Origin of the sequence: Mesorhizobium sp. CA10 (genome assembly GCF_020165285.1) — a bacterium.
Classification (GTDB): Bacteria; Pseudomonadota; Alphaproteobacteria; order Rhizobiales; family Rhizobiaceae; genus Mesorhizobium.
On sequence record NZ_JAIUHV010000005.1, the window covers coordinates 45,804 to 71,995 of the forward strand.

General features: G+C 64.4%; 26 protein-coding genes. 11 read left to right on the plus strand and 15 right to left on the minus strand.

The window, feature by feature from the left end:
* Positions 1-23: 23 nt before the first annotated feature.
* The 3 genes from smc to LB535_RS12595 all read right to left on the minus strand — a co-directional run bounded on the left by smc (position 24) and on the right by LB535_RS12595 (position 4,954).
* Positions 24-3,482 (minus strand): chromosome segregation protein SMC, encoded by a 3,459-nt coding sequence (gene smc, locus LB535_RS12585; protein ID WP_224632413.1) that lies wholly within the window; start codon positions 3,480-3,482, stop codon positions 24-26.
* Positions 3,483-3,545: 63 nt separating this feature from the next.
* Positions 3,546-4,292, minus strand: a complete 747-nt coding sequence (locus LB535_RS12590) for a DsbA family protein (RefSeq protein ID WP_140847337.1) — start codon at positions 4,290-4,292, stop codon at positions 3,546-3,548.
* Positions 4,293-4,444: 152 nt separating this feature from the next.
* Positions 4,445-4,954 carry a DUF721 domain-containing protein gene (locus LB535_RS12595; RefSeq protein ID WP_224632414.1) on the minus strand — a complete coding sequence of 170 codons (510 nt, stop codon included), beginning with the start codon at positions 4,952-4,954 and terminating at the stop codon, positions 4,445-4,447.
* A 32-nt stretch (positions 4,955-4,986) separates the two neighbouring features.
* Between LB535_RS12595 and mutY the strand changes: the two genes are divergently transcribed.
* Positions 4,987-6,141 carry an A/G-specific adenine glycosylase gene (gene mutY, locus LB535_RS12600; protein ID WP_224632415.1) on the plus strand — a complete coding sequence of 385 codons (1,155 nt, stop codon included), beginning with the start codon at positions 4,987-4,989 and terminating at the stop codon, positions 6,139-6,141.
* Positions 6,142-6,151: 10 nt separating this feature from the next.
* The gene (locus tag LB535_RS12605; RefSeq protein WP_224632416.1) at positions 6,152-6,763 is read left to right on the plus strand and encodes an HAD family hydrolase; all 612 of its coding nucleotides are present in this window, start codon (positions 6,152-6,154) and stop codon (positions 6,761-6,763) included.
* 51 nt (positions 6,764-6,814) lie between these two features.
* Here the strand turns inward: LB535_RS12605 and LB535_RS12610 are convergent, their stop codons facing one another.
* The gene (locus LB535_RS12610; RefSeq protein ID WP_224632417.1) at positions 6,815-7,948 is read right to left on the minus strand and encodes a site-specific DNA-methyltransferase; all 1,134 of its coding nucleotides are present in this window, start codon (positions 7,946-7,948) and stop codon (positions 6,815-6,817) included.
* 173 nt (positions 7,949-8,121) lie between these two features.
* On the opposite strand from LB535_RS12610, the gene LB535_RS12615 reads away from it, so the two are divergent.
* Entirely contained in the window at positions 8,122-8,811 is a 690-nt protein-coding gene (locus tag LB535_RS12615) for an HAD family hydrolase (RefSeq protein WP_224526341.1), read from the plus strand.
* A 17-nt stretch (positions 8,812-8,828) separates the two neighbouring features.
* Here the strand turns inward: LB535_RS12615 and LB535_RS12620 are convergent, their stop codons facing one another.
* Positions 8,829-9,290: a cupin domain-containing protein gene (locus LB535_RS12620; RefSeq protein WP_224632418.1), complete on the minus strand. Its 462-nt coding sequence runs from the start codon at positions 9,288-9,290 to the stop codon at positions 8,829-8,831.
* A gap of 109 nt (positions 9,291-9,399) precedes the next feature.
* Here LB535_RS12620 and LB535_RS12625 point away from each other — a divergent pair, with 109 nt between their 5' ends.
* The gene (locus LB535_RS12625; RefSeq protein ID WP_224632419.1) at positions 9,400-10,962 is read left to right on the plus strand and encodes a winged helix-turn-helix domain-containing tetratricopeptide repeat protein; all 1,563 of its coding nucleotides are present in this window, start codon (positions 9,400-9,402) and stop codon (positions 10,960-10,962) included.
* 60 nt (positions 10,963-11,022) lie between these two features.
* Here LB535_RS12625 and LB535_RS12630 read toward each other — a convergent pair whose 3' ends face one another.
* Positions 11,023-11,766, minus strand: coding sequence for a hypothetical protein (locus tag LB535_RS12630; RefSeq protein ID WP_224632420.1), 744 nt, complete (start codon positions 11,764-11,766; stop codon positions 11,023-11,025).
* Between the two features lie 127 nt (positions 11,767-11,893).
* On the opposite strand from LB535_RS12630, the gene thrC reads away from it, so the two are divergent.
* From thrC to LB535_RS12650, 4 genes are read left to right on the plus strand one after another with little or no spacing between them, the layout of a single operon-like run.
* Entirely contained in the window at positions 11,894-13,291 is a 1,398-nt protein-coding gene (thrC, locus tag LB535_RS12635; protein ID WP_224632421.1) for a threonine synthase, read from the plus strand.
* Between the two features lie 14 nt (positions 13,292-13,305).
* Positions 13,306-14,598, plus strand: a complete 1,293-nt coding sequence (locus LB535_RS12640) for a M16 family metallopeptidase (RefSeq protein ID WP_224632422.1) — start codon at positions 13,306-13,308, stop codon at positions 14,596-14,598.
* 15 nt (positions 14,599-14,613) lie between these two features.
* Entirely contained in the window at positions 14,614-15,210 is a 597-nt protein-coding gene (locus LB535_RS12645; RefSeq protein ID WP_140541542.1) for a GNAT family N-acetyltransferase, read from the plus strand.
* Positions 15,211-15,212: 2 nt separating this feature from the next.
* Positions 15,213-18,101 (plus strand): EAL domain-containing protein, encoded by a 2,889-nt coding sequence (locus LB535_RS12650; RefSeq protein WP_176476983.1) that lies wholly within the window; start codon positions 15,213-15,215, stop codon positions 18,099-18,101.
* Between the two features lie 241 nt (positions 18,102-18,342).
* Here the strand turns inward: LB535_RS12650 and LB535_RS12655 are convergent, their stop codons facing one another.
* A complete protein-coding gene (locus tag LB535_RS12655) occupies positions 18,343-18,951 on the minus strand; it encodes a YqgE/AlgH family protein (RefSeq protein WP_095767156.1) in 609 nt (202 codons plus the stop codon).
* Positions 18,952-19,076: 125 nt separating this feature from the next.
* Between LB535_RS12655 and LB535_RS12660 the strand changes: the two genes are divergently transcribed.
* The 3 genes from LB535_RS12660 to LB535_RS12670 all read left to right on the plus strand — a co-directional run bounded on the left by LB535_RS12660 (position 19,077) and on the right by LB535_RS12670 (position 21,073).
* Entirely contained in the window at positions 19,077-19,883 is an 807-nt protein-coding gene (locus LB535_RS12660; protein WP_318012294.1) for a protein-disulfide reductase DsbD domain-containing protein, read from the plus strand.
* 137 nt (positions 19,884-20,020) lie between these two features.
* On the plus strand, positions 20,021-20,503 hold the full coding sequence (locus LB535_RS12665) for a peroxiredoxin (RefSeq protein WP_224632424.1): 483 nt from the start codon (positions 20,021-20,023) through the stop codon (positions 20,501-20,503).
* A gap of 93 nt (positions 20,504-20,596) precedes the next feature.
* Positions 20,597-21,073 carry a DUF2938 domain-containing protein gene (locus LB535_RS12670; RefSeq protein WP_095766774.1) on the plus strand — a complete coding sequence of 159 codons (477 nt, stop codon included), beginning with the start codon at positions 20,597-20,599 and terminating at the stop codon, positions 21,071-21,073.
* A 32-nt stretch (positions 21,074-21,105) separates the two neighbouring features.
* Here the strand turns inward: LB535_RS12670 and LB535_RS12675 are convergent, their stop codons facing one another.
* From LB535_RS12675 to LB535_RS12710, 8 genes are all read right to left on the minus strand, one after another.
* On the minus strand, positions 21,106-21,417 hold the full coding sequence (locus tag LB535_RS12675; protein WP_224632425.1) for a type II toxin-antitoxin system RelE/ParE family toxin: 312 nt from the start codon (positions 21,415-21,417) through the stop codon (positions 21,106-21,108).
* Positions 21,407-21,688, minus strand: coding sequence for a type II toxin-antitoxin system ParD family antitoxin (locus LB535_RS12680; protein ID WP_224632426.1), 282 nt, complete (start codon positions 21,686-21,688; stop codon positions 21,407-21,409). The genes LB535_RS12675 and LB535_RS12680 overlap by 11 nt, the downstream gene beginning before the upstream one ends.
* Before the next feature lie 82 nt (positions 21,689-21,770).
* Entirely contained in the window at positions 21,771-22,364 is a 594-nt protein-coding gene (locus tag LB535_RS12685; protein WP_224632427.1) for a histidine phosphatase family protein, read from the minus strand.
* A 37-nt stretch (positions 22,365-22,401) separates the two neighbouring features.
* On the minus strand, positions 22,402-22,932 hold the full coding sequence (gene rnhA, locus LB535_RS12690) for a ribonuclease HI (RefSeq protein ID WP_095766771.1): 531 nt from the start codon (positions 22,930-22,932) through the stop codon (positions 22,402-22,404).
* Positions 22,929-23,891, minus strand: a complete 963-nt coding sequence (locus LB535_RS12695; RefSeq protein WP_224632428.1) for a homoserine kinase — start codon at positions 23,889-23,891, stop codon at positions 22,929-22,931. The genes rnhA and LB535_RS12695 overlap by 4 nt, the downstream gene beginning before the upstream one ends.
* A gap of 6 nt (positions 23,892-23,897) precedes the next feature.
* Positions 23,898-24,902: a 4-hydroxy-3-methylbut-2-enyl diphosphate reductase gene (gene ispH / locus LB535_RS12700; RefSeq protein WP_140541535.1), complete on the minus strand. Its 1,005-nt coding sequence runs from the start codon at positions 24,900-24,902 to the stop codon at positions 23,898-23,900.
* Positions 24,903-25,039: 137 nt separating this feature from the next.
* Entirely contained in the window at positions 25,040-25,795 is a 756-nt protein-coding gene (locus tag LB535_RS12705; protein ID WP_224632429.1) for an SURF1 family protein, read from the minus strand.
* A complete protein-coding gene (locus tag LB535_RS12710) occupies positions 25,792-26,178 on the minus strand; it encodes a DUF983 domain-containing protein (RefSeq protein ID WP_224632430.1) in 387 nt (128 codons plus the stop codon). The genes LB535_RS12705 and LB535_RS12710 overlap by 4 nt, the downstream gene beginning before the upstream one ends.
* Positions 26,179-26,192 lie beyond the last annotated feature (14 nt).

Below are 26,192 nucleotides of genomic sequence, written 5' to 3' on the forward strand. Positions count from 1 at the left end.
GCCAGCCTGAACCGGCCGAGCTCTCAGCTCGCCTCGCGCATCGCTTCGGCGGCCTGCAGGTCGACCGAGACCAGCTGGCTGACGCCCTGCTCGGCCATGGTGACGCCGAACAGCCGGTCCATGCGCGCCATGGTGATGGGGTTGTGGGTGATGATGACGAAGCGCGTCTCGGTGGTCTTCGACATCTCGTCCATCAAATTGCAGAAGCGCTCGACATTGTGATCGTCGAGCGGCGCGTCGACCTCGTCGAGCACGCAAATCGGCGCGGGGTTGGTGAGGAACACCGCGAAAATCAGCGACATCGCGGTCAGCGCCTGCTCGCCGCCGGAAAGCAGCGTCATGGTCTGCGGCTTCTTGCCGGGCGGGCGGGCGAGGATTTCCAGTCCCGCCTCCAGCGGATCCTCCGACTCGATCAACTGCAGCTCGGCCGTGCCGCCGCCGAAGAGATGCGAGAAGAGCCGCTGGAAATGGCCGTTGACCACCTCGAAGGCCGACAGCAGCCGCTCGCGGCCCTCGCGGTTGAGGCTCTGGATCGCCTGGCGCAGCTTGCGGATCGCCTCGATGATGTCCTCGCGCTCGGAAACGATGGTTTCCAGCCTGTCGGACAGTTCCTTCTGCTCCTCCTCGGCGCGCAGGTTCACGGCGCCGAGCCGCTCGCGCTCGATCTTCAGCCGGTCGAGCTGGCGTTCGATCTCGGCCATGTCGGGCATCGGATCGTCGGCTTCGAGGCCGGTATGCTTGATGACCAGATGTGGCGGCGTGTTCAGCGCCTCCTGGATGCGCGCCTCGACCTCGGCGCGGCGTTCATCCGCCGCGGTCAGCCGCTCCTCGGCGCGAACGCGGGTTTCGCGCGATTCGGCGAGCGACTGGATGGCGGCGGTGGCCGCCTTGTCGAGCTCCGCCTGCTTGTTTTCCGCCTCCTGCAGGCGGTCGCCGGCAGCCTTGCGCAGCGCCTCGGCCTCGGAAAGCTGCGTCAGCAGGGCGCGGCGCTTGGCGTCGATCTCGTCGGGCGCATCGGCCAGCCGCTCGCGCTCGGCTTCGGCTTCTGCCTTGCGCTCGCCGAGGGCGGCGATCTGCGTCGAGGCATTTTCGGCGCGCTCCAGCCAGTTCCTGCGCTCGGCACCGATGGCATCCAGCCGGCGAATACGCGCCTCGGCCTCGCGCCGCAGCCCTTCATGCACTGCGCGCGCATCGGCAAGCGTGGCGCGGTCGCGCGAGACGTTGGCGGAAGCCTGTTCGAGCTGAAGCTGCAGATCGCCGAGATCGGGCGCGTCCTTCAGCATCTCCTCGGCTTCGAGGAAGGAGGCCTGCGTCTCCTCGTGGCTGTCAACGATGCGAGCGCGTGCCTCTTCTAGCGCGGCGCGCCGGCTCAACAGCTCGCCGCCAGCCTTCTCGGCCTCGGCCAGCGCGTTACGCGCGGCATCCAGCGCATGCTGGGCATCGCGGCCGGCCTGGCGAGCATTGCGCTCGGCCTCACTTGCCAGGCGCATCGCCTGCTCGGCGCGAGCCAGCGCTTCCTCGGCCTCGCGCACGACGCGCGTCGCCTGCACGGCTTCGGCATCGAGCTCGGCCAGGCGGTTCTTCTGCGCCAGCCGCTGCGCGGCGGCGGTCGGGGCATCTGCGCTCGCGGTCAGGCCGTCCCAGCGCCAGAGCGCGCCGTCGCGGCTGACCAGCCGCTGGCCGGGCGCAAGCTGCGCCTGAATACGACGGCCGTCGGCGCCGTCGACGATGCCGATCTGCGCCAGACGGCGCGCAAGCTGCGCCGGCGCGCGCACCACGCTGGCAAGGCTCTTCACGCCTTCAGGCAGCGCCGCATCGCCGGGCTGCACCGTGCTTTCGCCCCAATGCACCGGGGCGCTGCGGTCGAGCGGGACGTCGAGATCCTCGCCGAGGGCCGCGCCAAGCGCGGTTTCATAGCCGCGCTCGACATTGATCTGCTCCAGCACGGACGGAAAGAGATCGCCACTGGCGGCGTTGAGGATCTTGGCCAGCGTGCGCGCTTCGGTCTCGATGCGCGCCAGTTCGGCCCTTGCATCCTGCAGCGGCGGGCGGGCCGCGCTTTCGGCGGCGCGAGCCTCGGCGACGGCCTGCTCGGCGGAAATGGCGCCGGCCTCGCTCTCTTCCAGCCGAGCCAGCGCGTCCTCGACCAGCAGGCGCTTTTCGGCCGGATCGGGCAGGCCGGAAATCCGCGCGACGATATCGGAAAGCTCGCGGTCGACGTCGGCGAGCTGGCGCGCGAAGCGGTCGCGGCGCTCGGCGGTCTCGCGCAAGCTACGCTCGATCTGGTGGCGCGAGGCAGCCGCCTCGGCGCGCTCGGCGGTCAGCGCGGCAAGTTTTGCCTCGCTTTGCGAGAGCGTCGCGCCGGCCTGCTCGAAGGCGGCGCGCGTGGTCGCCTCGCGCTCGGCAGCACCTGCATTTTCCGAGTTGAGCTCGGCTTCCTCGGTGCGCAGGCGCTCGAGGATGTCGGCATTGTCGCGCACCATCCGCTCCTCGCGGGCGATGTCGGCGTCGAGCTGCTGCAGCCGGCGTTCGAGCTCGGTCTGGCGCGCACGGATGCGGCCGGCCTCTTCCTCGATCTGGGTCTTGGCGATCGACAGGCGCTGGAAGGCGGCGGCGGCGGCGGCTTCGGCGTCGCGCAGATCGGGCAGCCGGTGCGCGGCGATGCCCTGCTCCCTGGCCGCCGCCATCTGGGCGGCGGCGCGGTCGCCGACCAGCGTGGTGGCGACGGCAAGCGCTGAACGCGCCTCGCCTTCCTGCGCCTTGGCCAGCGTCCAGCGCAGATGCAAGAGCGTTGCCTCGGCCTTGCGGATATCGGCCGACAAGTTCTTGAAGCGCGAGGCCTGGCGCGCTTGGCGCTTCAGGCTCTCGATCTGGCCTTCCAGCTCGCCGACGACGTCGTCCAGCCGCTCGAGATTCTGCTCGGCACCCTTCAGTCTGAGCTCGGCTTCATGACGGCGCGTGTGCAGGCCGGAAATGCCTGCCGCCTCTTCGAGCAGCGCGCGACGGGCCTGGGGCTTGGCCTGGATCAGCTCGCCGATGCGGCCCTGCCCGACCATCGAGGGCGAGCGCGCGCCGGTCGATTGGTCGGCGAACAGAAGCTGCACGTCCTTGGCGCGCGCTTCCTTGCCGTTGATGCGGTAGAGCGAGCCCGCCTCGCGCTCGATGCGGCGCGACACCTGCAGCTCATCGGCATCGTTGAAGGCGGCGGGTGCCGTGCGGTCGGTGTTGTCGAGGAAAAGCGTGACTTCGGCGGTGTTGCGCGCAGGCCGCGCACCCGAGCCCGAGAAGATCACGTCGTCCATGCCGGACGCGCGCATGTTCTTGTAGGAGCTTTCGCCCATCACCCAGCGCAGCGCTTCGACGAGGTTCGACTTGCCGCAGCCGTTCGGCCCGACAATGCCGGTCAGCCCGCGTTCGATGACGAACTCGCCGGGCTCGACGAAGGACTTGAAACCAAGGAGGCGAAGGCGCGAAAACTTCATTCGCGCCGCCCAACACTACAGGGGTGCGCGCCAAAGCCGGACCGCTTCGGCGCGGCCTGGATGTCAGAGCAGAGGGTCGATGATGGCCGACATTTCCTCAATCGACATCGCCCCTTTGTAGGTCTTTCCATTAATGAAGAAGGTCGGCGTCGAGTCGACCTTGAACTCGTCCGCTCCGCGTTTCTGGACTGCTCTCACATCGTCCAGAAGTTTCTGGTCCGTCAAGCAGGACTCAAAGGACTCCTGTGTAAAACCGGCGAGCTTCGAGATCTGCAGCAGCGCTTCCTTGGTGTTGCTGACGCCAACCCAGCTCGGCTGCTGCTTGAACAGCACGTCGACCATGGCGAAGTAATTATCCTTCGAGCAGCGCGCCAGCATGAAGCCGGCCTCCGCGCTCGGGTCGAATGGGAATTCGCGCAGGATGTAACGGACCTTGCCGGTGTCGATGTATTTCGACTTCAACTGAGGGAAGGTGGTGTCGTTGAAATGCGCGCAATGCGGGCAGGTCATCGATGCGTATTCGACGATTGTGACCTTGGCGTCGTCCTTGCCGAGCTGCTTGTCGGGCAGCGCGCCGGGCTTCAGCAGCTCCGCCATATCGACGGTGCCCTGCGCCTCGGGCACCTGGGCCGCCGCCGGCGTCGCGGCCGGCTTGGCAGGCGTCGACGGGTTGGCCGGCTTCACATCGGCGGCCTTGGCCTCCTCGCCGGAGTCGCTGCATGCTGCAAGCAGCGCCACCGCAGGAACAGCAGCCAGCGTGGTCAGAAGGTTTCTGCGAGACAGACTTTTGCCAAACGGGGCACGGTTCATGCGAATCACCTGATATCGGTTGGATTTTGCAATGCAAGGGCTAGAAAAGGCGAGAGTTGGCGCGAATTAAGGCATCGCGATCCCCAATCCAATCGGGAAACTTGATCACAAGCATCACGAATGCGAGATCGGTAACGCATTCATGACGCTTCTTACGACCGTTTGGGCTTCCTTTCACCCATAATTGTGGCGCCGAGCCGCTCGAGCGAAGCGCGCAGGCCGTCGTCCTCGATCTTGCCGACCAGGCGCGAAAGCTTCGATTTCTCGGCCTCGCTCAAAGGCCGCGGCGCCGGCTTCGGGCGCGCCTTTTGCGAAAGCACCGGTTTTTGCAGAATCTTGATGCGGCCGACCGCGTTGAAACCCAGGAAGGCGTTGACGCGGTTGATCACCTCGCCGGCCTCGTGCTGCAGATGCAGCGCGGCCATGCCCTCGCAGGCGATGATCAACGTCGCCGGCTCGAACGGATCGTCTTCGTGCAGGCGGCGCGGCCACTGGATCTTCTCCGGCCGCGAATGGCTGGCGAGCCGAGGCCCGGCGATTTCTTCCCAGGACTGCACCAGCCCTATCGAGATGCCGGCGCGCTTCTTCAGCACCGGATCGAGGATCTCTGTCGCGAGATCGCTGACCGGAACGGGATTGCCGAAGGGCCTTTTCCCTGCCATGTGCGTTCTCCAGTCCCCAGTTCATCCGATCAATGGCACCACTAAACCAGACCCGCAAGGCATCACAGCAGGCCGCATCCGGCGACGCGGGATCCGGAGATACCAGCAAAGCTGGATCCCGGGATATCGGGGCCTGCCTGCTTGCCTGGTATGATGCGCATCATCGCGACTTGCCCTGGCGCGTGACGCCGGGCGCGTTTGCGCGCGGCGAAAGGCCTGACCCCTATCGCGTTTGGTTGTCCGAGGTGATGCTGCAACAGACCACGGTCGAGGCGGTAAAAGCCTATTTCCGCAATTTCGTCGAGAAATGGCCGACGGTCGAGGCGCTGGCGGCGGCACCCGCCGAGGACGTGATGAAGGCCTGGGCCGGGCTCGGCTATTACTCAAGGGCGCGCAACCTGAAGGCCTGCGCCGACCTCGTGGCGCTGCGAGGCGGCCGTTTTCCCGACACCGAGGCGGGCCTGCGCGAATTGCCCGGCATTGGTGCCTACACCGCGGCGGCGATCGCGGCGATCGCCTTCGACCGGCCGGCGGCAGTCGTTGACGGCAATGTCGAGCGGGTCGTGAGCCGGCTCTATTCGATCGAGACGCCGCTCAGCGAAGCCAAACCGCAAATCCGCGCCCTAGTGGAAAAGCTGGTCCCGCAAACGCGGCCCGGCGATTTCGCCCAGGCGATGATGGATCTCGGCGCGACGATCTGCACGCCGAAGCGACCGCGCTGCATGCTGTGCCCGGTGCGCGAGGATTGCAGCGCCATTCTCAGCGGCGATCCGGAACGCTTTCCGGTCCGCCTGCCGAAGGACGACAAGCCGCTGCGCAAGGGTGCCGCCTTCGTCGCCGAGCGCGACGACGGCGCGATCCTCTTGCGCAAGCGGCCCGACAAAGGCCTGCTCGGCGGCATGACGGAGGTGCCGACCACCGCCTGGACCGCCAGGGTGGATGGCGCGACGACGGCGGATGCCGCGCCTTTTCCCGCCGATTGGCGGCGTGCCGGGCAGATCGGCCACGTCTTCACACATTTCGCGCTCGAGCTCGACATCTTTCATGCCCACGTCAAGCGCGATGCGCCCGACGGGTATTTCTGGTCGCTGGCCCATGAAATTTCCGGGGAAGCGCTGCCCACCGTCATGAAAAAGGTAATCGAGACGGCCATACCGGGCGCGACCAAAAAGCAGCACCCGCATTGAAAGGACCGCAATGACCGAAATCCGCCATATCGTCTTCGACATCGGCAAGGTGCTTATCCATTATGATCCGGACATTCCGTTCAGCCGCCTGATCCCCGATGCCGAGGAGCGGCGGTGGTTCTTCGACAATGTCTGCACGAGCGCCTGGAACATCGAGCAGGATCGCGGGCGGACATGGGAAGAGGCCGAGGCAGCGCTGATCGCCGAACATCCCGACCACGCCGAGAACATCCGAAATTTCCGCCGCCACTGGCATGAGATGGTGCCGCACGCCTACGAGGACAGCGTCGCCGTCATGCTCGGCCTGATCGAGAGGGGCCATGATGTGACCATGCTGACCAACTTCGCCGCCGATACGCTTGCCGAAGCCAGGCAACGTTTCGATTTCCTCAACCGGCCGCGCGGCGTCACCGTCTCCGGCGAGATCGGCCTGATCAAGCCGGATCAGGCGATCTACGACCATCACGTCGCCGCATTCGGGCTCGAACCGCCCGCGACGTTGTTCATCGACGATAGCGAGAAAAATGTCGATGGCGCCAAAGCGGCGGGCTGGCAGGCCGTGCTGTTCACCGACGCCAAGGCACTTAAGGCAGACCTTGAGCGGCTGGGGATTGCAGCGTAATCTGAATCGCCTGCGGCGATCCGTTGATGTTTTGGTTCAGCTTCAGGCGAATCAGCCCCCCGCCCGCTCCATGCCGAGGCGCGCGATGCGGCGCAGCTCGTCGATCGGGGTCAAGCCGCCGCTGCGCTCATAGTGCCAGAAGGTCCAGCCGTTGCAGGCGTCCAGCCCCTGCACCTCGGCGCCAATCTTGTGGATCGAGCCGGCGCTGTCGCCGATGGCCAGCGTGCCATCGGCGCGCACTTTGGCCGCCCAGCGCTTCTTGGCATCGTAGAGCGTCGCGCCCGGCGTCATCAGTCCATTGTCGAGCAGGCTGATGAAGGCGACGCGCGGTTCGGCGCGCTTGCCGGAAAGCACGGTGAGATCGGCGCTTTCCAGCGGGCGCACGGCGGCGATGCGCTCATTGGCGGCATCGATATAGGCTTGCTCGCGCTCGATGCCGACAAAGTGGCGACCAAGGCGCTTGGCGACGGCGCCGGTGGTGCCGGAACCGAAGAAGGGATCGAGCACGACGTCGCCCGGTTTGGTCGAGGCCATCATGATGCGGGCAAGCAAGGCTTCCGGCTTCTGCGTGGGATGCAGCTTGTTGCCATTCTCGTCCTTGAGCCGCTCGCCGCCGGTGCAGATCGGGAACAGCCAGTCGGAGCGCATCTGCAGGTCGTCATTCGAGGCCTTCAGCGCTTCGTAGTTGAAGGTGTAGCCCTTGGCCTTCTGGTCTCGCGAGGCCCAGATCATCGTCTCATGCGCGTTCTGGAAGCGGCGGCCGCGGAAATTCGGCATCGGGTTGGTCTTGCGCCAGACGATGTCGTTCAGGATCCAGAAGCCGAGATCCTGCATGCGGGCGCCGACGCGGAAGATGTTGTGATAGGAGCCGATGACCCAGATGGTGCCGCTGGGCTTCAGCACGCGGCGCGCCGCGAGCAGCCAGGCACGTGTGAAGGCGTCATAGGCCTCGAAACTCTCGAACTGGTCCCAGTCATCGTCGACGGCGTCGACCTTGGACTGGTCGGGCCGGTGCAGGTCGCCGTCGAGCTGCAGATTATAGGGCGGGTCGGCGAAGATGATGTCGATCGACTTTTCCGGCAGGCGGTCAAGCGCAGCGACGCAATCGCCTTTCAGGATGGTATCCAGCCATTCGGACCGCTGGGGAGCGTGGGAAAGCTCGTCGAGAAGACGCATGGCAGACATCAAAACACCCAAAGCACGCGTTACGGTTTACTGACCGTTATGGTTACCGATCAGCGTAAACATTCAGTGAAGGCTGCAGACGCTTGCTCGGTTTGCGAAGAGCGGCCCGTTGGTGTATGCCGCACCGCTTGGGCCAGCCATGCCATGCTCCCCTTCTCAACGTCCGGATTGCCATGCCCCAGCCAGACCTTGTCATCTTCGATTGCGACGGCGTGCTCGTCGATTCCGAAATCATCGCCGCGCGCGTCGATGCCGAGCTTCTGACGTCGGCCGGATTCGAGATTTCGGCCGAGGAGCTTGCCGAGACCTATGCCGGCCTGACCTTCAAGGACATCATGCTGCGGGTCGAGGAGAAGTCGCGGATCCCATTCCAGGCCTCGCTGATCGACCGCGAGGAAGAACTCGTCGACCGCAAGCTGCGCGCAGACGTGCGCATTATCGACGGCGCTCGCGAGGCGGTGGCGGCCGTAACCGCGCCGCGCGCCGTCTGCTCCAATTCACGCACTGAGCGGGTCGAATTCATGCTGGAGAAGGTGCGGCTGCTGCCGTTCTTCGCCGGCCGCATCTTTTCGGGCCTCGATATTCCCAGCAAGAAGACCAAGCCGGCGCCGGACGTGTTTCTCTACGCCGCCGAAAAGCTCGGCGCCAACCCGAAGAACACTTTCGTGATTGAGGATTCCGTGCACGGCATCGCCGGCGCCAGGGCCGCCGGCATGCGCGTCATCGGCTTCACCGGCGCCGGGCACAGCTATCCGGGTCATGCCGATGCGCTGACCGAGGCCGGTGCCGAAACGGTCATCCGGCGCTGGGCGGAGCTCAACAGCACGATCGCGGCGCTGTCGGAGTGGTCGGAAGACGCCTAGAAACCCAAGGGATCCGGCTAGGAGCGCGTCGTCAGCGTCGACAGCTGGTCGGTGTCGTAGCGGTTTCGCAGATCGGCGAGCGCTTTCGGATCCGGCGCACCATGCGCCGTGAGTTCGACAAGCTCTTCGAAATAATGTTCGTGACCGGGCGGAGAGACGGTCATCAGCACGCGCGCCGGCTTCTCGCTGACATTCGTGATGTTGTGCGGTATTCCCGGCGGGATGAACAGAAAGGTGCCGGGCGTTGCCCGGACCGTCCTGTCGCCGACATGCCATTCACACTCGCCCTCGAGCAGGTAAAAGGTCTCCTCCTGCACCCGGTGAACATGCCGCCCGGTGGCAAACTCCGGCGGGATCGTCCAGTCGAACATGCTGGTGTGCCTGGTATTTTCATCGGTAACGAGGAAAGCCATTGGATGGCCACGCAACATGACGCCCTTCTTCTCGTCGGGCATGCGGATGACGGCATCGGCGCTCATATGATCCTCCTCTGACAGGGCGCTTGTTTGCGGCAAGCGTTCGCGCAACATCGGCTGCTCACGCCGGAAAGTCGTGAATCCGTTGCCAAAAATTTGCTAAAAGACTCGAATGACAGCCAGGGGCGACGCCTACCAGTTCGGCTCGTTCCGCCTCGATCCCGAGGTGGGCATTCTCTTTTACGGCGCCGAGCCGACCATGCTCGGGCGGCGCGCCGTGGCGCTGCTGCGGCTGCTGATCCAGAATGCGGGCCAACCCGTATCGAAGGACGCGCTGATCGATGCCGGCTGGGGCGGATCGGCGGTTGCCGATAACAATCTGACGGTTCAGATTGCAGCCTTGCGCCGGACTCTGGCCGACGCCGCGAATGTCGCGAGTTGGATCGAGACTTTGCCGCGCCGCGGCTATCGCTATGTCGGACCGGCCGTCGCCACCAATGTTCCCGACACCTCGGCCACCACCCGCGCCGCGTCGGGACCGAGCTTGCCTGAGAAGCCCTCGATCGCGGTCCTGCCGTTCTCGAATTTGAGCGGCGACCCGCAGCAGGAGTATTTTGCCGATGGGATGGTGGACGACATCATCACAGGCCTAGCGCGCATCAAATGGCTGTTCGTCATCGCGCGAAACTCGACCTTCAGCTACAAGGGTCGCGCCATCGACGTGAAGCAGGTCGGCCGCGAGCTTGGCGTTCGCTATGTCCTCGAAGGCAGCGTGCGCAAGGCCGGCGGCAGCGTTCGTGTTACCGCGCAGATGATCGATGCATCGACCGGCGCTCATGTCTGGGCCGAGCGCTACGATCGCAGCTCCGAAGACATCTTTGCGCTCCAAGACGAGATCGCACTGGCAGCAGTAGGAGCGATTGCGCCAAGCGTGCGGAAAGCCGAGATCGAACGAGTCAAGCGCAAGCGCCCCGACAGTCTCGATGCCTACGATCTCGTGCTGCAGGCCCAGCCTGATGTGGATTCAGGCATGCCGGATCAAGTGACCAGGGCGCTGGTGCTTCTCGAGCGTGCGCTCGCGCTCGAACCGGCCTATGCGCTGGCGCATGGCAATGCCGCGATGTGCCATCATTGCCTGTTCCTTCGCGCCGGCCTGCAGGAGATCAACCGTGCGTCTTCGATCCGCCACGCGCGGTCGGCCATTGTCCACGGGCAGGATGATGCGCTCGCCCTCACATGGGCGGGCTTTTCCATCGGAATGGATGCGCATGATCGCGCCGGCGCATTCGCGGCATTGGAAGCTGCGCTTGCCATCAGCCCGTCATCGGCGCTGACCTACATCCTCGGCAGCGTCATGCTCGGATGGAGCGGTGAAGCAGAGCGCGCGATAGAGTGGAGCGAGCAGGGCATGCGGCTGAGCCCGTTCGATTCCTGGGCCTGGGCCGCATTTGACGCGCAGGCGATGAGCCATTTGCTGCGCGGCCGTTACGAAGAGGCTTGCCGTGCTGCCTACAAGTCCGTCCAAGCCAATCCGGCGCACAGCATCACCTATGTGCAATTGGCCGCCGCGCTGGCCAAGCTTGGCCGATTGGACGAAGCGAGGGCGGCCGCCGCCCGCGTGATCGAGCTTCAGCCTGGCTTTCGCTACAGCCGCCAGTTTGCAGGCGTGAATTGCGCGCCCGCGCTCGCGCAGGCTCTTGGCAGCGCATTACGGGCAGCCGGATTACCTGAATAGACGACGAACACGTCTGTTTCGTTTGGCCAGCGAGACGCCGTCGTTGTTTCCTGCCCTTGCTCAGTTGGTCGCCGGAGCGCGCTTCTTCCTCTTGCCTTTCGGCTTGTCCGCCGAAGCGACCGGCGTGTTCTCGTCATAGCCGGCATAGGCCTGGTAGTCGCGCGCGGTCGGCTCCGGCACCACGACATTGCTGTCGACGAAGACGAATTGGGTAGCGGCCGATGGGTCGGTAACCTGCACCTGGTACGGATGCAGCTGCGAATAAAGCACCTCCTCGCCATGCTGAACCGCGATGCGGATCGGCATGGTGACGGTGCCGGGCGCGAACATCGGCCCCGGCACGATCTTGCCGGCGACGGCTATCTTCATCGACATCTGGCCGTTGGCATGGGTGCAATCGCGCGTCACGTCGGTGATCGAAGCCTGGTAGATGATCTTCGACGGATCGTGAGCGGGATCGATCGGCTGGCCGTTGGGTCCGGTCTGGGCGGCCGCGGCGGCTGCCTCGGCCTCGGCGTCGGCCGCGGCGTCAACTTTCTTTTTCTTGGGCTTCGCCGTCGTGCCTTTGGCATAGGTGTTGAAATAGGCAGTGCCGTCGCGCAGCGTCACCTTCGGACAATAGGCTCGCAGCTGGCTGGCGAGGATCTTGGGATCCTGCGGCGGCGGCGGCGCGACGGGATCCTTCTTGGTTAGACCAAAGTTAAGAATACCATTGTCGCTCGATTGGCAGCCGGCGGCGGCAAGCATAAAGCCGGTGAGCGCCAGACCCGCGACAAAACGACGGTTGACCGAATAAAACGCCATGAAACTGCACTTCCCTCTCACAAAGCCGGTGACGTATAGCAACCGCGCGGCAAAAATGCGACTGAGCGGGCTCGGAAAATTAACCAATTGCCGTGGATGACGCGACCGGCAGCAACAGGCCTTGACGATGCAATATGTGAGTACCCGCGGGGATGCGCCCGCGCTTGGATTTTCCGACGCTGTGCTGGCCGGCCTGGCGCGCGACGGCGGGCTCTACGTGCCGCGCGAGTGGCCACAGTTTTCGGCCGCCGACGTCCGCGCCATGCGCGGCCTTGCCTATCCGGACCTTGCCATTCGGGTGCTGACACCGTTCCTCGGCGGCGAGATCGCGGCGCCCGTCTTCGAGCGGCTGGTGCGCGAGGCCTATGCGACTTTCCGGCATGAGGCCGTCTGCCCGCTGGTGCAGACCGGGAAAAACACCTTCATCCTCGAGCTGTTCCACGGCCCGACGCTGGCCTTCAAGGACGTGGCGATGCAGTTGCTGGCGCGGCTGATGGATCATGTGCTTTCGGAACGGGGCAAACGCGCCACCATCGTCGGCGCGACCTCGGGCGACACCGGGGGTGCCGCGATCGATGCGTTCGCCGGCCGCGACCGCACCGACATCTTCATCCTGTTCCCGCACGGCAAGGTATCGCCGGTGCAGCAGCGCCAGATGACGACGTCGAGCGCGGCAAACGTCCATGCGCTGTCGGTCGAAGGCAATTTCGACGACTGTCAAGGCCTGGTTAAGGACATGTTCAACGACCACGCCTTTCGCGACAGGGTGTCGCTGTCGGGTGTGAATTCGATCAACTGGGCCCGCATCATGGCCCAAATCGTCTATTACTTCTCGTCGGCCCTGTCGCTCGGCGCGCCCGACAGGCCGGTCTCCTTCACCGTGCCGACGGGCAATTTCGGCGATATTTTCGCCGGCTACGCCGCCAAGCGCATGGGCCTGCCGATCGAGCGGCTGATTATCGCCACCAACGACAACGACATCCTGGCGCGCACGCTGGCGAGCGGCGAATACCGCACCAAGGGCGTGTTCGCCACGACCTCGCCGTCGATGGACATCCAGGTGTCGTCTAATTTCGAGCGCCTGCTGTTCGAGGCCGCAGGCCGCAATGCCGAGACCGTGCGGCGCTATATGAACGGCCTGAAGCAGTCGGGCGCCTTCACCATCGAGGAGGGCGAGCTCAAGCGCATCCGCGCCGAATTCGACGCCGGCCGCGCTAGCGTCGACGAGGTCGCCGCCACCATCCGCGCGACACTCGAGGCGAGCAACTACCTGCTCGATCCGCATACGGCCGCAGCCGTCCGTGTCGCCGCCACCCAGGACTCCGGCGCGGTGCCCATGGTGGTGCTCGGCACCGCGCATCCGGCGAAATTCCCGGCGGCGGTCGAGGCCGCGAGCGGCATCACCCCTGCCCTGCCCGCATGGCTAGGCGGCTTGATGACAGCCGACGAAAAATACACGATACTTCCATCCGACTTGAAAATGGTGGAAGATTACGTGGACCGCCACTCGCGGGCGGCGCGTTAGGGAGTACTTGCCATATGGGTGTTGAGGTAAGCCGTCTGTCGAACGGCCTGACAGTCGCCACCGAAACCCTTCCAAGCATCGAATCGGTTGCCCTTGGTGTCTGGGTCAAGTCAGGCGCCCGCAACGAGCGCGACGAAGAGCATGGCATGGCCCATCTGCTCGAGCACATGGCGTTCAAGGGCACGAAGCGCCGCAGCGCCTTCGAGATCGCCTCGGAAATCGAGAATGTCGGCGGCGAGATCAACGCCGCCACCAGCGTCGAGACGACCTCCTACTACGCCAGGGTGCTTTCCGACGACGTGCCGCTGGCGGTCGATATCCTGGCCGACATCCTGCAGGAATCCGAATTCGATCCCGACGAGCTGGAGCGCGAGCAGCATGTGATCCTGCAGGAGATCGGCGCCGCGCACGACACGCCCGACGACATCGTCTTCGACCGCTTCACCGAAACGGCTTTCCGTCATCAGACCATCGGCCGCTCGATCCTCGGCACGCCGGAGACGGTCAAATCCTTCACTTCCAAACAGCTGCACAGCTTCATCGAGCGCCAATATGACGCGGAGCGGATGGTCGTCGTGGCCGCCGGCGACGTCAAGCACGACAATTTCGTGCGCGAGGTCGAGAAGCGGCTTGGCGGCTTCCGCGCCAAGGCGGCGGGCAATATCCCGCAATATGCGCAATATGTCGGCGGCGACTTCCGCGAGGACCGCGACCTGATGGATGCGCAGATCGTGCTCGGCTTCGAGGGCCGCGCCTACCATGTGCGCGATTTCTACGCCTCGCAGGTGCTGTCGATGATCCTGGGCGGCGGCATGTCGTCGCGGCTGTTCCAGGAGGTGCGCGAGAAGCGCGGCCTCTGCTACTCGGTCTATGCCTTCCACTGGGGTTTTTCCGACACCGGCATCTTCGGCGTGCATGCCGCCACCGGGCAGAGCGACATCGCCAAGCTGGTGCCGGTGATCATCGGTGAATTGCAGAAGGCCGGCGAGAGCATCCAGCAGGACGAGCTCGACCGGGCGCGGGCGCAATATCGCGCCGGCCTGATCATGTCGGCCGAAAGCCCAGCGAGCCGCGCCTCGCAGATTGCCCGGCAACTGCTGTTGTTCGGGCGGCCGATCGCCAAAGAGGAATTGATGGAGCGGCTTTCGGCGCTGACCGTCGAGCGGCTGATCGATCTCTCCTCGCGGCTGTTCTCGACCAAGCCGACGCTTACCGCGGTCGGTCCCGTGGGCACGCTGGCGCCCTACGAGGCGATCCTCGAATCGCTTGCGGGCCCGCAGACGACGGCCCGCCGGCTCGCCGTCTGATCTTCGACCAAAACCGTGTTCGCGCTCCCTTTCTTTCGCCGCGACCTGCCGGCACTGAAGGGCGACAAGGTCACGCTGCGCGTGCCCTTGACCAACGACTATCGCGAATGGTCGGCGGTGCGCGGCGAAAGCCGCGCCTTCCTCGAACCCTGGGAGCCGCGCTGGCAGCCGGACGAGCTCGACCGCAATGCCTGGCGCCTGCGCATCAGCCGCTACCGCGAGGATTATGCCCAAGGCACGGCCATCGCCTTCTTCATCTTCGAAAAATCGAGCGGTAAGCTCGCCGGCGGCATCACGCTCGGCAACATCCGCCACGGCGTCGCACAGAGCGGCCATATCGGCTACTGGATCGGTGAACGCTTCGGCGGCCGCGGCATGATGACCGAGGCGGTCAAGCTGGTGTCGCGCTTCGCCTTCGATACGCTGCGGTTGCACCGGATCGAAGCTGCCTGTATTCCCGAAAATGCCCGGTCGATCCGTGTGCTTGAAAAAGCCGGATTCCGGCGCGAAGGACTTCTGCGATCCTATCTCAGGATCAACGGCATCTGGCAGGATCACTACCTCTACGCCCGGATCGCGGACGATCCGCCGGGCGATGGAACGAAGGGCTGATTGTGACGAATTTTCCGCGATTAGCGTCGCTATTCGCCCTCATCATGACGGTCGTCGTCACGCTTTTTTCGGCCATGCCGGCTTTTGCCGTCGAGCCGATCAAGATCGCGCGCGACGACAAGGCGCTGGACCTGTCGCGCGCCGTGGAAATCTACCGGAACCAGGGTGAGAATTTCCAGGTCTCGACGGCGCCCGGCCCCGACGGCATAGTGCGGCGCATCGAAGTGGAAGCTAATGACGCGCGCTCGAGCGGCGACTGGGCCGTCTTCGCGCTCGCCAACACCACCGACCAGCAGCTCGACCGGCTGATCGTCGCGCCGCATTTCAGGCTGGTGAATTCCGGCATCTTCTGGCCGGATCTCGGCTCCACGCGCATCGCCGCCATCACGCCCAGCGAGGGCTTCGCGCTCGACCGCCAGACAAGCCCCGACGCCGACGTGTTCCGGGTGACGCTGAACCCCGGAACGGTGGTGACCTTCATCGCCGAGCTCGCCTCGCCGAAACTGCCGCAGGTCTATCTCTGGGAGCCGGATTCCTACAAGGACTCAGTCAATTCCTACACGCTGTTTCGCGGCATCGTCATCGGCATTTCGGGACTTCTTGCGCTGTTCCTGACGATCCTGTTCGTGGTCAAGGGAACCTCGATGTTCCCGGCGACCGCGGCGCTCGCCTGGGCGGTGCTGGCCTATATCTGCGTCGACTTCGGCTTCCTCAACAAGATCATCGAGATATCGCCCGGCAACGAGCAGATCTGGCGGGCCGGCACGGAGGTGGCCTTGGCCGGAACCTTCGTGGTGTTCCTGTTCGCCTATCTCAACCTCAACCGGTGGCATGGTCATTTCAGCTACGGCGCGCTGGTCTGGATCCTCGGGCTCTTGTTGATCGCGGGGGTGGCCATCGTCGATCCGGCGGTCGCCGCCGGCGTTGCCCGCATCTCGTTCGCCGCCACCGCGCTAACGGGCCTTGGCCTCATCATCTTCCTCGGCATCCGCGGCTATGACCGCGCGATCATGCTGGTGCCGAGCTGGGTGATGGTGTTGCTATGGCTATGCGGATCGTGGATGGCGATCACCGGCATGCTGGACAACGACATCGCCCAGCCGGCGCTGGGCGGCGGGCTGATCCTGATCATCCTCTTGATCGGCTTCACCGTCATGCAGCACGCCTTTGCCGGCGGCGCGCTGCATCAGGGCCTGTTCTCCGACCTGGAGCGGCAGGCGCTCGCCGTCGCCGGCTCGGGCGACATCGTCTGGGATTGGGACGTGCTGCGCGACCGGGTGGTGACCAAGCCGGACATCAGCCTGCAGCTCGGCCTTGCGCCCAACAGCCTTGGTGGTGCGGCCCGCAACTGGCTGCCGGTGCTGCATGCCGACGACCGCGACACATTCCGCACCACGCTCGACGTGGTGCTGGAGCATAGGCGCGGCAAGGTAGCGCAGAACTTCCGCCTGCGCGGCGCCGACGGCCATTACCATTGGTTCTCGCTGCGCGCCCGCCCGGTGATCGGCTCCGACGGCGAGGTGATCCGCTGCGTCGGCACCATGATCGACGTCACCGAGCAGAAGAAATCCGAGGAAAGGCTGCTGCACGACGCCGTGCATGACAATTTGACCGGCCTGCCGAACCGCGAATTGTTCATGAACCGGCTGGAAGCGATCATCTCGATCGCCCGCACCGAGGAGAAGGTGCGCCCGACGGTCTTCATCATCGACATCGATCGCTTCAAGCAGGTCAATGACGGCCTTGGCATCTCCGCCGGCGACACCATTCTGCTCACTGTCGCGCGCCGGCTGCACCGGCTGCTCAAGCCGAAGGATTCGCTGTCGCGCTTTGCCGGCGACCAGTTCGCGCTGATGCTGCTTTCGGAACAGGATCCGGCCCGCATCGCTGCCATGGCGGACGCCATCAAGCACGCGATCAACAATCCGATCACCTTCGCCAAGCGAGAAATCGTGCTCACCGCATCGATCGGCCTGATCACCTGGACGACGGCGCAGACTTCGGCCGAGGACATGGTCAAGGACGCCGAGCTTGCCATGCACCAGGCCAAGCGTTTCGGCGGCGACAGAATCGAGCCCTTCCGTCCCGCCTTCCGCACCGTCGGTACCGACCGGCTGCAGTTCGAATCCGACCTTCGCCGCGCCATCGAGCGGCGCGAGTTCACGCTTGCCTATCAGCCGATCGTGCGGCTGGAGGACGGCAGCGTCGCCGGCTTCGAGGCGCTGCTGCGCTGGGATCATCCGCGCCGCGGCATGATCCCGCCGGGGGACTTCATTCCGGTCGCCGAGAATTGCGGGCTGATCGTGCAGCTCGGCCTGTTCGCCATGCAGCAGGCGGCCGAGGACCTTGCCACCTGGCAGAAGCAGATCGGCGACGCGCCGCTGTCGGTGTCGGTCAACCTGTCCAGCCGCCAGCTCATCCGCCGCGACCTGGTCAGCGACGTCCGCTCGGTCATCGCGCGCGCCAATCTGAAACCGCGCTGCTTCCGGCTCGAGCTCACCGAGTCCCTGGTGATGGACAATCCTGAGCAGACCGCGCATGTGCTGACCAAGCTGAAGCAGCTCGGCATCGGACTGTCGCTCGACGATTTCGGCACCGGCTATTCCTCGCTCTCCTATCTGACGCGCTTCCCCTTCGACACCATCAAGATCGACAAGAGCTTCGTCGACGACGCCACGCCGAAGCGTGCCGTGCTGCTCAAATCGATGGTCAACATGGCGCATGAGCTGGGGCTTTCGGTCGTGGCGGAAGGAATTTCGGATGAAAGCGACGCGCTGGAGCTGCGCCAGATGGGCTGCGAATATGTGCAGAGCTTCATGTTCGGCGCGCCGATGCCCGGCGACCAGGTGCTGAAGACGCTGAGGGAGCAGTATCCGCTGACCCAGGCTTAGGTTGGCGCGCTTGATGCGGCCGGTCGTTCCAATGGAGTAGCGAGACACTCTGCGATTGGCCGTTACGTCCATCACATCGTCATTCTCGGGCTTGACCCGAGAATCCATTCCGTGACGTTAACGCATTGAAAAGCGTTGCAGAGTTCTGCACCGCTGCACTCTATGCTCGATGTAACGGCATAGATCCTAGGGTCTGCGCGCGTCGCTTCGCTCCTTGCTCCGCCTTAGGATGACGAACGTGCTAAGCGTGCCCGGCGGCGGCGCTCAGATGGGCAAGGTCGATGCCGATCGAGGCAAGGATACGGTCGTATTTGCGCTCGATATCGGTGTCGAAGAGAAGTTCCGGCGTCGCCGGACAGGTGAGCCAGCCATTCTCGGAGATCTCCGTTTCGAGCTGGCCGGCGCCCCAGCCGGAATAGCCGAGCGCCATGAGGGCATGGCGCGGGCCGCGGCCGGTCGAGATGGCGCGCAGGATATCGACGGTTGCCGTCAGGCAGATATCGTCGGAGACGTTGAGCGAGGATTCCACGCGATAGTCGCCCGAATGCAGCACGAAGCCGCGGCTGCGATCGACGGGCCCGCCGTTGCGCACGACGAAATCGCGCGTATGCGCCGGCAAGCGGATCGCTTCCTGCTCGTTCATGATGCCGAGTTGCACAAGCAGGTCCGGAAACAGCATCTGCTGCGTCTGATTGATGATCAGCCCCATCGCGCCCTCGTCGCTATGGGCGCAGATGTAGATGACGGAGCGCGCGAAACGGTCGTCCTTCATGCCAGGCATGGCAATCAGGAACTGATCGTCGAGGAAACCGCGTCCGGCGGCCGACTTCTTGTGGCGCAGCAAGTCCATGGCCTCAGCGTAACGCGTTTCGGCTGCGCCGAAAAGATGGTGCCAGTCCCAGATGTCACGCAAATATGATACCGAGAGAGCGATGAAGTCATTGCGCGGCCAAGAACGGACGGTCAAATCACCGCATGCGATACATGAAATTACTGGTTCTCGGCGTCGTTTTCGGGTGGGCTACAAGCCTACCGGCCGAGGCCTCCTCCTCGAACTGGTACAACAGTGAAGGCGGCAAGGTTCGGCTGGTGACCACCGGCAAGCCCGACCAGGTCGGCAAGATCCACGGCGTGCTCGATATCGCGTTGAGGCCCGGCTGGAAAACCTATTGGCGCGATCCAGGCGATGCCGGCGTGCCGCCGCAACTCGACATATCGGGCAGCACCAATGTCGCCGACGCGCAATTGTCGTTCCCGCCGCCGCAGCGGCATGACGACGGCTACGGCAAATGGGCCGGCTACGATCGTCCGGTGTCGCTGCCGGTGACGTTCACGCTGTCTTCGCCCGACCAGCCGGCGACCATCGATGCCAACATCTTCCTCGGCATCTGCGAGACGATCTGCATTCCAGTGCAGACCCGGCTCAGCGTCGATCCCGGGTCCGACCCCGATAACGCGACCGACGCGGCCCTGGTGAAAACCGCACTTGCGACGCTGCCCTCCCCGGCCCGGTCCGATTTTGGCATCAGCGTGCTGTCCAGCGACCATGAGACCCTTGTCGTCCAGGCGCAGTCGCCCGGCGATCCGCAATCCGTCGATCTGTTCATCGCCGGCGAGCGCGACTACATGTTCGGCGCGCCGGTGCGCAGTCAGAAGGATGGCAAGCTCGTCTTCACCGTGCCGATCCTCGACCGGCCATCGGCGACGCCGACCGATGGCGGGCTGTATTACACGCTGACCAGCGCCGAGGGTTCGGTGGACGGGCTGCTGCCTTTCCCTTGATCCAGGGTCTTTCTGAGCCGCAATTCCGGACGGAAAACCGCTGCACACTTTCCTGGAATTGCTCTGAAGAGTTGCCGGAGCCCGCGCAGTCCGATATCGAAGGCATCGATCCTTCCCATCCCCCAAGCGAGGCACCCATGACCATTGCGGTTGGCGAAAAACTGCCCGAAGCGACCTTCAAGACCATGACCGCGGACGGCGCAAAGTCGATCACCGGCGATGAGATCTTCGCCGGCAAGAAAGTCGTGCTGTTCGGCGTTCCCGGCGCCTTCACGCCGACCTGCAGCAACAACCACCTGCCTGGCTATCTGGAGAATCATGATGCCATCCTGGCCCGCGGCGTCGACACGATCGCCGTCGTCTCGGTCAACGACGTGCATGTCATGGGCGCTTGGGCGCGGTTCACCGGCGGCGAAGGCAAGATCCTCTATCTCGCCGACGGCAGCGGCGATTTCGCCAAATCGGTGGGACTCGACAACGATCTTTCCGGGGCCGGCATGGGCCTGCGCTCGAAGCGCTTCTCAATGATCGTCGACGACGGCAAGGTCGTGGCGTTCAATGTCGAGACCAAGCCGGGCGTCGACGAGAGTGGCGCGGCAAAAATCCTCGAGCAGCTCTAGATCAGGTCAGGTTTCGTTGACCCCCATGATCTTGTCCGAAAACCAGTTCCCACTTTTTGCGTTCGCTGACCTTCGGTTCAGGATCATGCTGTGATGTTTGACACCGTCTGGCGCGCAGTGGCGATCGGCATCGGCGCCACAGTATTCATGGATGTCTGGGCGATCGTCCTCAACAAGGCGTTCGGCCTGCCATTGCCCAACTGGGGCATGGTCGGACGCTGGGTGCGGCATCTGCCGAAGAGGGTTTTTCACGACGATATCGGCAAGGCGGCACCTTATGCGCATGAAAAGGCGCTCGGCTGGGCATTCCACTACCTCGTTGGCATTCTCTACGGCGTGATCCTTGTCGTGCTCGCCGGCGCGGGCTGGCTGGCGGCGCCGACATTCCTGCCTGCCTTCATCCTCGGCATCGTCACGGTTGGGGCCGGCTGGTTCCTCCTGGCGCCGGGCATGGGCGCCGGCTGGGCGGCCTCCAAGCTTCCCAATCCGATGAAGGTGCGCGCGCTCAACCTCCTGGCGCACACGGTGTTCGCGCTCGGCATGTTCTCGACGGCGCTGCTGATACGGTGATGTTTCCCGTCACTAGCGGTGATGAGCTGAGATCAGAATAGACGGTTCAAATCCCTGCGCCCGTCCACGACACGAACGATCTCGACCAACTCTACCGGGCCATCGTCCGCATCCGGTGCCGTTTCGTAGAGCAGTACAAACGGTGCCGCCACCAACATGCGCGTCGAGGCCCGAATATCAGGCCGCCTTACGCCCATGCGTGGCTGGTCCGCCAACTGCAGCGCCCGATCCTCTATCCAGTCGTAGTAGCGATCGGCGGCCCTCAAGCTTTCACTGCCAATGGCCACATAGATGTCGATTAAATCGGCTCTGGCCGCTGGTGACCAGACTACCTTAACGGCCATTCGGCGCGGCGTCCTTTAGCCTCTGCCGAGCTTCCTTTCTGAGAATGTCAAAGTCCAAGGGCTCCGGTCTCCCGCTCGCCTTGCCCTCGTCCCAGAGCCGCTGCAAACGATGTAAGTCCTCTTGGCGCAGTTCTCGCTTGGCCAACCAATCCCGCACCGCTTCGCGCACGATTTCGCTCGTGGTCGCGTATTCGCCGGTTTCCACGGCCTCACGCATGACAGCCGCCTGCTGCGTCGTGACCGCCACGCTGATTTTTTCCACGTTTGCCATCGGCAGCCGTCCTTGCTCTATGGTAGTAAATAATACTCCCTTTGCAGGGCTGCAATCAATGGCACTGCTCATCAGGAGGCGATCAAATGACGTGATCTGGCGCCCGATCGTCGATCGGCCGCCAGGCGTGGAGGATGCGGCGCGCGCCGATATCATAGGCGAAGTAATTGCCGCCGCCCGCCGGCTGATCCGCGATACGGCTGATCTCGCGGCCATCGAGCGAAAGCAGCAGAAGTGTCCCCACGCCTCCGTGGCCAACGAAAGCCACGTTGCCGGTGAGGCCGGTGCCAAGCACGGCGTCGACTTCGTCCATGATGCGCTGCTGTGCGTCTATCGCCCTTTCCCATCCGCGGATACTGTCGTGCGGCCTGGCGAAGAACTCGTCGGCAACCGCTTCGAATTCCGGCGGCGGCAGGAAGCCCGTCGCCGACCGGTCGTTCTCGTGCATCCGCTCCCGCACCTCGACCTCGAGATGAAGGTGCTTCGCCAGGATTTGCGCAGTTTCGACCGCCTTGCGTTCAGCGGACGATACGAGGCGCCCTATCGAGCCAACCCAGGGCTGGTCGAGCATCGCAACAGCCCTTGCCCGGCCGATGTCAGACAGCCCCCATTCCGGCACCGGAATGTTGGCGTCGATCCGAACCTGGGGATGGGTGATGTAATAGGCTAAGGGCACGGTGAACCTCCCGCCATCGGCCGGCCTGCCGGCAGGCCTAATAACTCTGGGTCGAGCGTCGCGCCTTCGCAACCGCCGGCCGCTTCGGCTGCGCTGCGGGCTGCGCCGCCAAAACAGGCTTCACCGGCCCCTTCTTGAACGGCGCCATGCCCTGCCGGGCCAGTTCGTCGGCGCGCTCGTTCTCCGGGTGGCCGGCATGGCCTTTAACCCAGTGCCAGACGACCTTGTGGCGCCGGTTGGCCTCGTCGAGCGCCTGCCAGAGCTCGCCATTCTTGACCGGCTTCCTGTCGCCGGTCTTCCAGCCGTTCTTTTTCCAGCCGTGGATCCACTTCGAGATGCCGTCCATGACGTATTTGCTGTCGGTGTAGAGGTCGACCGCGCAAGGCTCCTTCAGCGCGTTGAGCGCGGTGATGGCGGCCAGCAACTCCATGCGGTTGTTGGTGGTCTCGGCCTCGCCGCCGGACAGCTCCTTGGTGACGCCGTTGTAGCGCAGCACGGCGCCCCAGCCGCCCGGCCCGGGATTGCCCGAGCAGGCGCCGTCGGTGAAGATCTCGATCTGCTTGTTCATGTCAGCCCGTATTCGGATGGCGACTTGATGGCGCGGTGGAAGCGCATGCGGCGGATATATTCGGTCGGATCGCGCTTCATCACCAGCCCGCCATCCGGAATGGTCAGCCAGTCATAGAGGCGGGTCAGCATGAAGCGCAGCGCCGAGCCGCGCGCCAGCATCGGCAGCGCCGCCTTCTCGTCGCCCTGAAGCGGCCGCACCGACTGGTAGCCGGCCAGCAGCGCCGTCCCCTTGGTCAGGTTGAAGGAAAAATCCTTCTCGAAGCACCAGGCGTTGAGGCAGGTGGCGACATCATAGGCGTAGAGGTCGTCGCAGGCGAAATAGAAGTCGATCAGTCCCGAAAGCTTCTCGCCGAGGAAGAAGACATTGTCCGGGAACAGATCGGCATGGATGATGCCCTTCGGCAGGCCGGTGGGCCAGTTGCGCTCGAAATCGCTGAAGTCGGCGTCGACCTCGGCCGCCAAGCCGGGCTCGACCTCGTCGGCGCGCTCGCGCGAGGCAGCCCAGAGCTTGCGCCAGCCGTCGATCGCCAGCGCGTTCGGTCTTCGCATCTGAAAATCCTGGCCGGCAAGATGCAGGCCGGCGAGCGCCTTGCCGACTTCGCCGCAATGCGCGGCCGTCGGCCGCCTGAGCGACAGGCCTTCGAGGAAGGTGATGATGACGGCGGGCCGGCCGGCCAGCGTGCCGATGACGGTGCCGTCATGCGCGGTGACCGGCAGCGGGCAGGAAATGCCTTTCCTGGCAAGATGGCCCATCAGGCCGAGAAAGAACGGCAGGTCGGCCTTGTCGACCCGCTTCTCGTAGAGCGTCAGGATATAGGAGCCGGTCGAGGCGTGGACCAGGAAATTGGAATTCTCGGTGCCTTCGGCGATGCCCTTGTAGGAGAGCAGCTCACCCACCGGATAGGCCTTGAGGAATGCGGTCAGCTCGCCTTCGTTGACGTCGGTGTAGACGGCCATCCGGTTTCACGCCGCTCCGTTGACGAAGGCCATGTCGGCCGCCGTCAGTTCGACATCGCGCAAAACCCGCATCACCGGAAAATCCTCCGTTTCCGTGGCTGTGACCGCCAGATCGATGGTGACGTCGAAGCGTTGCCGGAACGCGTCGATGATCTCGTCGACGATGATTTCCGGCGCCGAGGCGCCGGCCGACAGGCCGAGCGTCCTGATCCCGGCGATCTCATCCCACGGAATTTCGGCGGCGCGCTGCACGAGAAGCGACATTGTGGCGCCCGCGCGCTCCGCCACTTCGACAAGACGACGCGAATTGGACGAATTGGGAGCGCCGACGATAAGGAAAAGATCGGCGCCGGCCGCTGTCTCCTTCACCGCTTCCTGGCGGTTGGTAGTGGCGTAGCAGATCGATTCGGCCGCGGCCGCATGCAGTTCGGGAAACCGCTCCTGGAGCGCGCGAATGATGCCCGCCGTGTCCTCGACCGACAAGGTCGTCTGGGTGACGAAGCCCAGCGCCGAAGCGTCGACGGGCACGAAGCGCGCGGCGTCAGCCTCCGTCTCGATCAGTGTCACCGCGCCTTCCGGCAATTGGCCCATCGTGCCGATCACCTCCGGGTGGCCGGCATGGCCGATCAAAAGCACATGGCGACCAAGCCGCTGGTGGCGCATCGCCTGCTTGTGCACCTTGGAGACGAGCGGGCACGTGGCGTCGAGATAGAAGAGATTGCGCGCCTGGGCGTCCGCCGGCACCGATTTCGGCACTCCATGCGCGGAAAAGACGACGGGCGACTGACGATGCTCCGGCGGAATCTCGGACAGTTCCTCGATGAAGACGGCGCCCAGGCTCTGCAGCCCTTCGACGACGTAGCGGTTGTGGACGATCTCGTGGCGGACATAGACCGGCGCGCCGTATTTCTTCAGCGCCAGCACGACGATCTGGATGGCGCGGTCGACACCGGCGCAGAAGCCGCGCGGCTGGCAGAGCCTGATCGTCAGCGGTGGCTTTTTCTGGGTCATGAATGCAAGGCCGATTCAGTCGGAACCAAGAATATAATGCCGAAAAGTGTGAAGCGGTTTTCGGACGACATCATGCTCTATCTGTTTGATTAGGCGAAATGAGGTGCGCACCCCTGCCCTGTCAAGAGCGAGCACGCTCACTGCTCCTTCGCCGGGCGGCGCAACCTCAGGATCAGCACGGCTGCAAGGGCGGCGGCCAGCCCGTACCACGTGACGGCATATTGCAAATGGTTGTTCGGCAGGTCGATGATGGTGACGCCACCGACCGGCAGGCCGCCAGGATTCGGCGTCTTGTCGGCATCGACGAAGAACGGCACCAGCACGAACCCGGCAGGCAGACCGGCGGTCGCCGCCATGACGTCGCGGTCCTTCCAATAGAAGATGTTCTTGGCGACGTCATTGTCGGGAAGCATCATCGACGGCTTTGCAGGCAGCGGATTGCGGGCGAGTCCGGTCACCGTCACCTTGCCGGCGACTTCGCCCTGCCGGCGCTTGGAGGGATCCTTGAAGTCATAGGGAACGAAGCCGCGGTTGACGAGCACGAAGCGGCCGTCCTCGAGCTGCAGGGGCGTGTAGACGTTGAAGCCGCTGTCGCCTTGCCAGGTGGAAAAGAAGTGCCGCTCGCCCTGGTGCAGGAACGTGCCGGTCACCGTCACCGGGGTGTAGTCGACATCGTGGGAAGCGGCGAATTGCTTCTCGACGTCGGTCAGCGGCAACGGCGCGGAATGCGTGCGCTTATCGATGGTCGCGAGCAGGTCCTCCTTCCAGTGCAAGCGCTGGACCTGCCAGGTGCCGAGCCCGATCAGGACGGCGAACAGGATGAGGCCGAGACCGATGAGCAACGCTAAGCGCGGCCGCGAACGGTCGGCAACCGAGCCTGTAGTCTCATTCATTCTTGGGATTCCAGCCTGCCTTCAGCGGCCTTCTTGGAATATTGCAAGGTGATCAGCACGCCCTTGATGAGGCGCAGTGCCGTCAGGCAGAGCACCAGCGCCAGCGGTATCCACAAAATGAAGTGCAGCCAGAGCGGCGGACTGAACGTCACCTCCACCCACAATGCGAGGCCGACGACGACGAAGCCGATGATCAGGATGACGAACACGGCCGGCCCGTCGCCCGCATCGGCGAAGGAATAGTCGAGCCCGCAATTATAGCAGCGCTTGCCGATGGTGAGGAAACCCGAGAACAGCTTGCCTTCGCCGCAGCGCGGACAGCGGCCATGCAGACCGGCCGAGACCGGATCGATAGGTGGCCAGATCGCCTTGTCTTCGCTCATGTTCTCACCGTAGA

What these genes read in the sequence shown, in the direction of transcription:
- LB535_RS12675 (WP_224632425.1), bottom strand. Translation starts at nt 21,417, where the DNA reads ATGGCCGTTAAGGTAGTCTGGTCACCAGCGGCCAGAGCCGATTTAATC.
- ispH (WP_140541535.1), bottom strand. Translation starts at nt 24,902, where the DNA reads ATGACCCAGAAAAAGCCACCGCTGACGATCAGGCTCTGCCAGCCGCGC.
- LB535_RS12590 (WP_140847337.1), bottom strand. Translation starts at nt 4,292, where the DNA reads ATGAACCGTGCCCCGTTTGGCAAAAGTCTGTCTCGCAGAAACCTTCTG.
- LB535_RS12615 (WP_224526341.1), top strand. Translation starts at nt 8,122, where the DNA reads ATGCCCCAGCCAGACCTTGTCATCTTCGATTGCGACGGCGTGCTCGTC.
- LB535_RS12665 (WP_224632424.1), top strand. Translation starts at nt 20,021, where the DNA reads ATGACCATTGCGGTTGGCGAAAAACTGCCCGAAGCGACCTTCAAGACC.
- smc (WP_224632413.1), bottom strand. Translation starts at nt 3,482, where the DNA reads ATGAAGTTTTCGCGCCTTCGCCTCCTTGGTTTCAAGTCCTTCGTCGAG.
- LB535_RS12605 (WP_224632416.1), top strand. Translation starts at nt 6,152, where the DNA reads ATGACCGAAATCCGCCATATCGTCTTCGACATCGGCAAGGTGCTTATC.
- LB535_RS12695 (WP_224632428.1), bottom strand. Translation starts at nt 23,891, where the DNA reads ATGGCCGTCTACACCGACGTCAACGAAGGCGAGCTGACCGCATTCCTC.
- thrC (WP_224632421.1), top strand. Translation starts at nt 11,894, where the DNA reads ATGCAATATGTGAGTACCCGCGGGGATGCGCCCGCGCTTGGATTTTCC.
- LB535_RS12620 (WP_224632418.1), bottom strand. Translation starts at nt 9,290, where the DNA reads ATGAGCGCCGATGCCGTCATCCGCATGCCCGACGAGAAGAAGGGCGTC.
- mutY (WP_224632415.1), top strand. Translation starts at nt 4,987, where the DNA reads ATGGCACCACTAAACCAGACCCGCAAGGCATCACAGCAGGCCGCATCC.
- LB535_RS12655 (WP_095767156.1), bottom strand. Translation starts at nt 18,951, where the DNA reads ATGGACTTGCTGCGCCACAAGAAGTCGGCCGCCGGACGCGGTTTCCTC.
- LB535_RS12610 (WP_224632417.1), bottom strand. Translation starts at nt 7,948, where the DNA reads ATGTCTGCCATGCGTCTTCTCGACGAGCTTTCCCACGCTCCCCAGCGG.
- LB535_RS12680 (WP_224632426.1), bottom strand. Translation starts at nt 21,688, where the DNA reads ATGGCAAACGTGGAAAAAATCAGCGTGGCGGTCACGACGCAGCAGGCG.
- LB535_RS12640 (WP_224632422.1), top strand. Translation starts at nt 13,306, where the DNA reads ATGGGTGTTGAGGTAAGCCGTCTGTCGAACGGCCTGACAGTCGCCACC.
- rnhA (WP_095766771.1), bottom strand. Translation starts at nt 22,932, where the DNA reads ATGAACAAGCAGATCGAGATCTTCACCGACGGCGCCTGCTCGGGCAAT.
- LB535_RS12660 (WP_318012294.1), top strand. Translation starts at nt 19,077, where the DNA reads ATGCGATACATGAAATTACTGGTTCTCGGCGTCGTTTTCGGGTGGGCT.
- LB535_RS12705 (WP_224632429.1), bottom strand. Translation starts at nt 25,795, where the DNA reads ATGAATGAGACTACAGGCTCGGTTGCCGACCGTTCGCGGCCGCGCTTA.
- LB535_RS12630 (WP_224632420.1), bottom strand. Translation starts at nt 11,766, where the DNA reads ATGGCGTTTTATTCGGTCAACCGTCGTTTTGTCGCGGGTCTGGCGCTC.
- LB535_RS12625 (WP_224632419.1), top strand. Translation starts at nt 9,400, where the DNA reads ATGACAGCCAGGGGCGACGCCTACCAGTTCGGCTCGTTCCGCCTCGAT.
- LB535_RS12670 (WP_095766774.1), top strand. Translation starts at nt 20,597, where the DNA reads ATGTTTGACACCGTCTGGCGCGCAGTGGCGATCGGCATCGGCGCCACA.
- LB535_RS12595 (WP_224632414.1), bottom strand. Translation starts at nt 4,954, where the DNA reads ATGGCAGGGAAAAGGCCCTTCGGCAATCCCGTTCCGGTCAGCGATCTC.
- LB535_RS12710 (WP_224632430.1), bottom strand. Translation starts at nt 26,178, where the DNA reads ATGAGCGAAGACAAGGCGATCTGGCCACCTATCGATCCGGTCTCGGCC.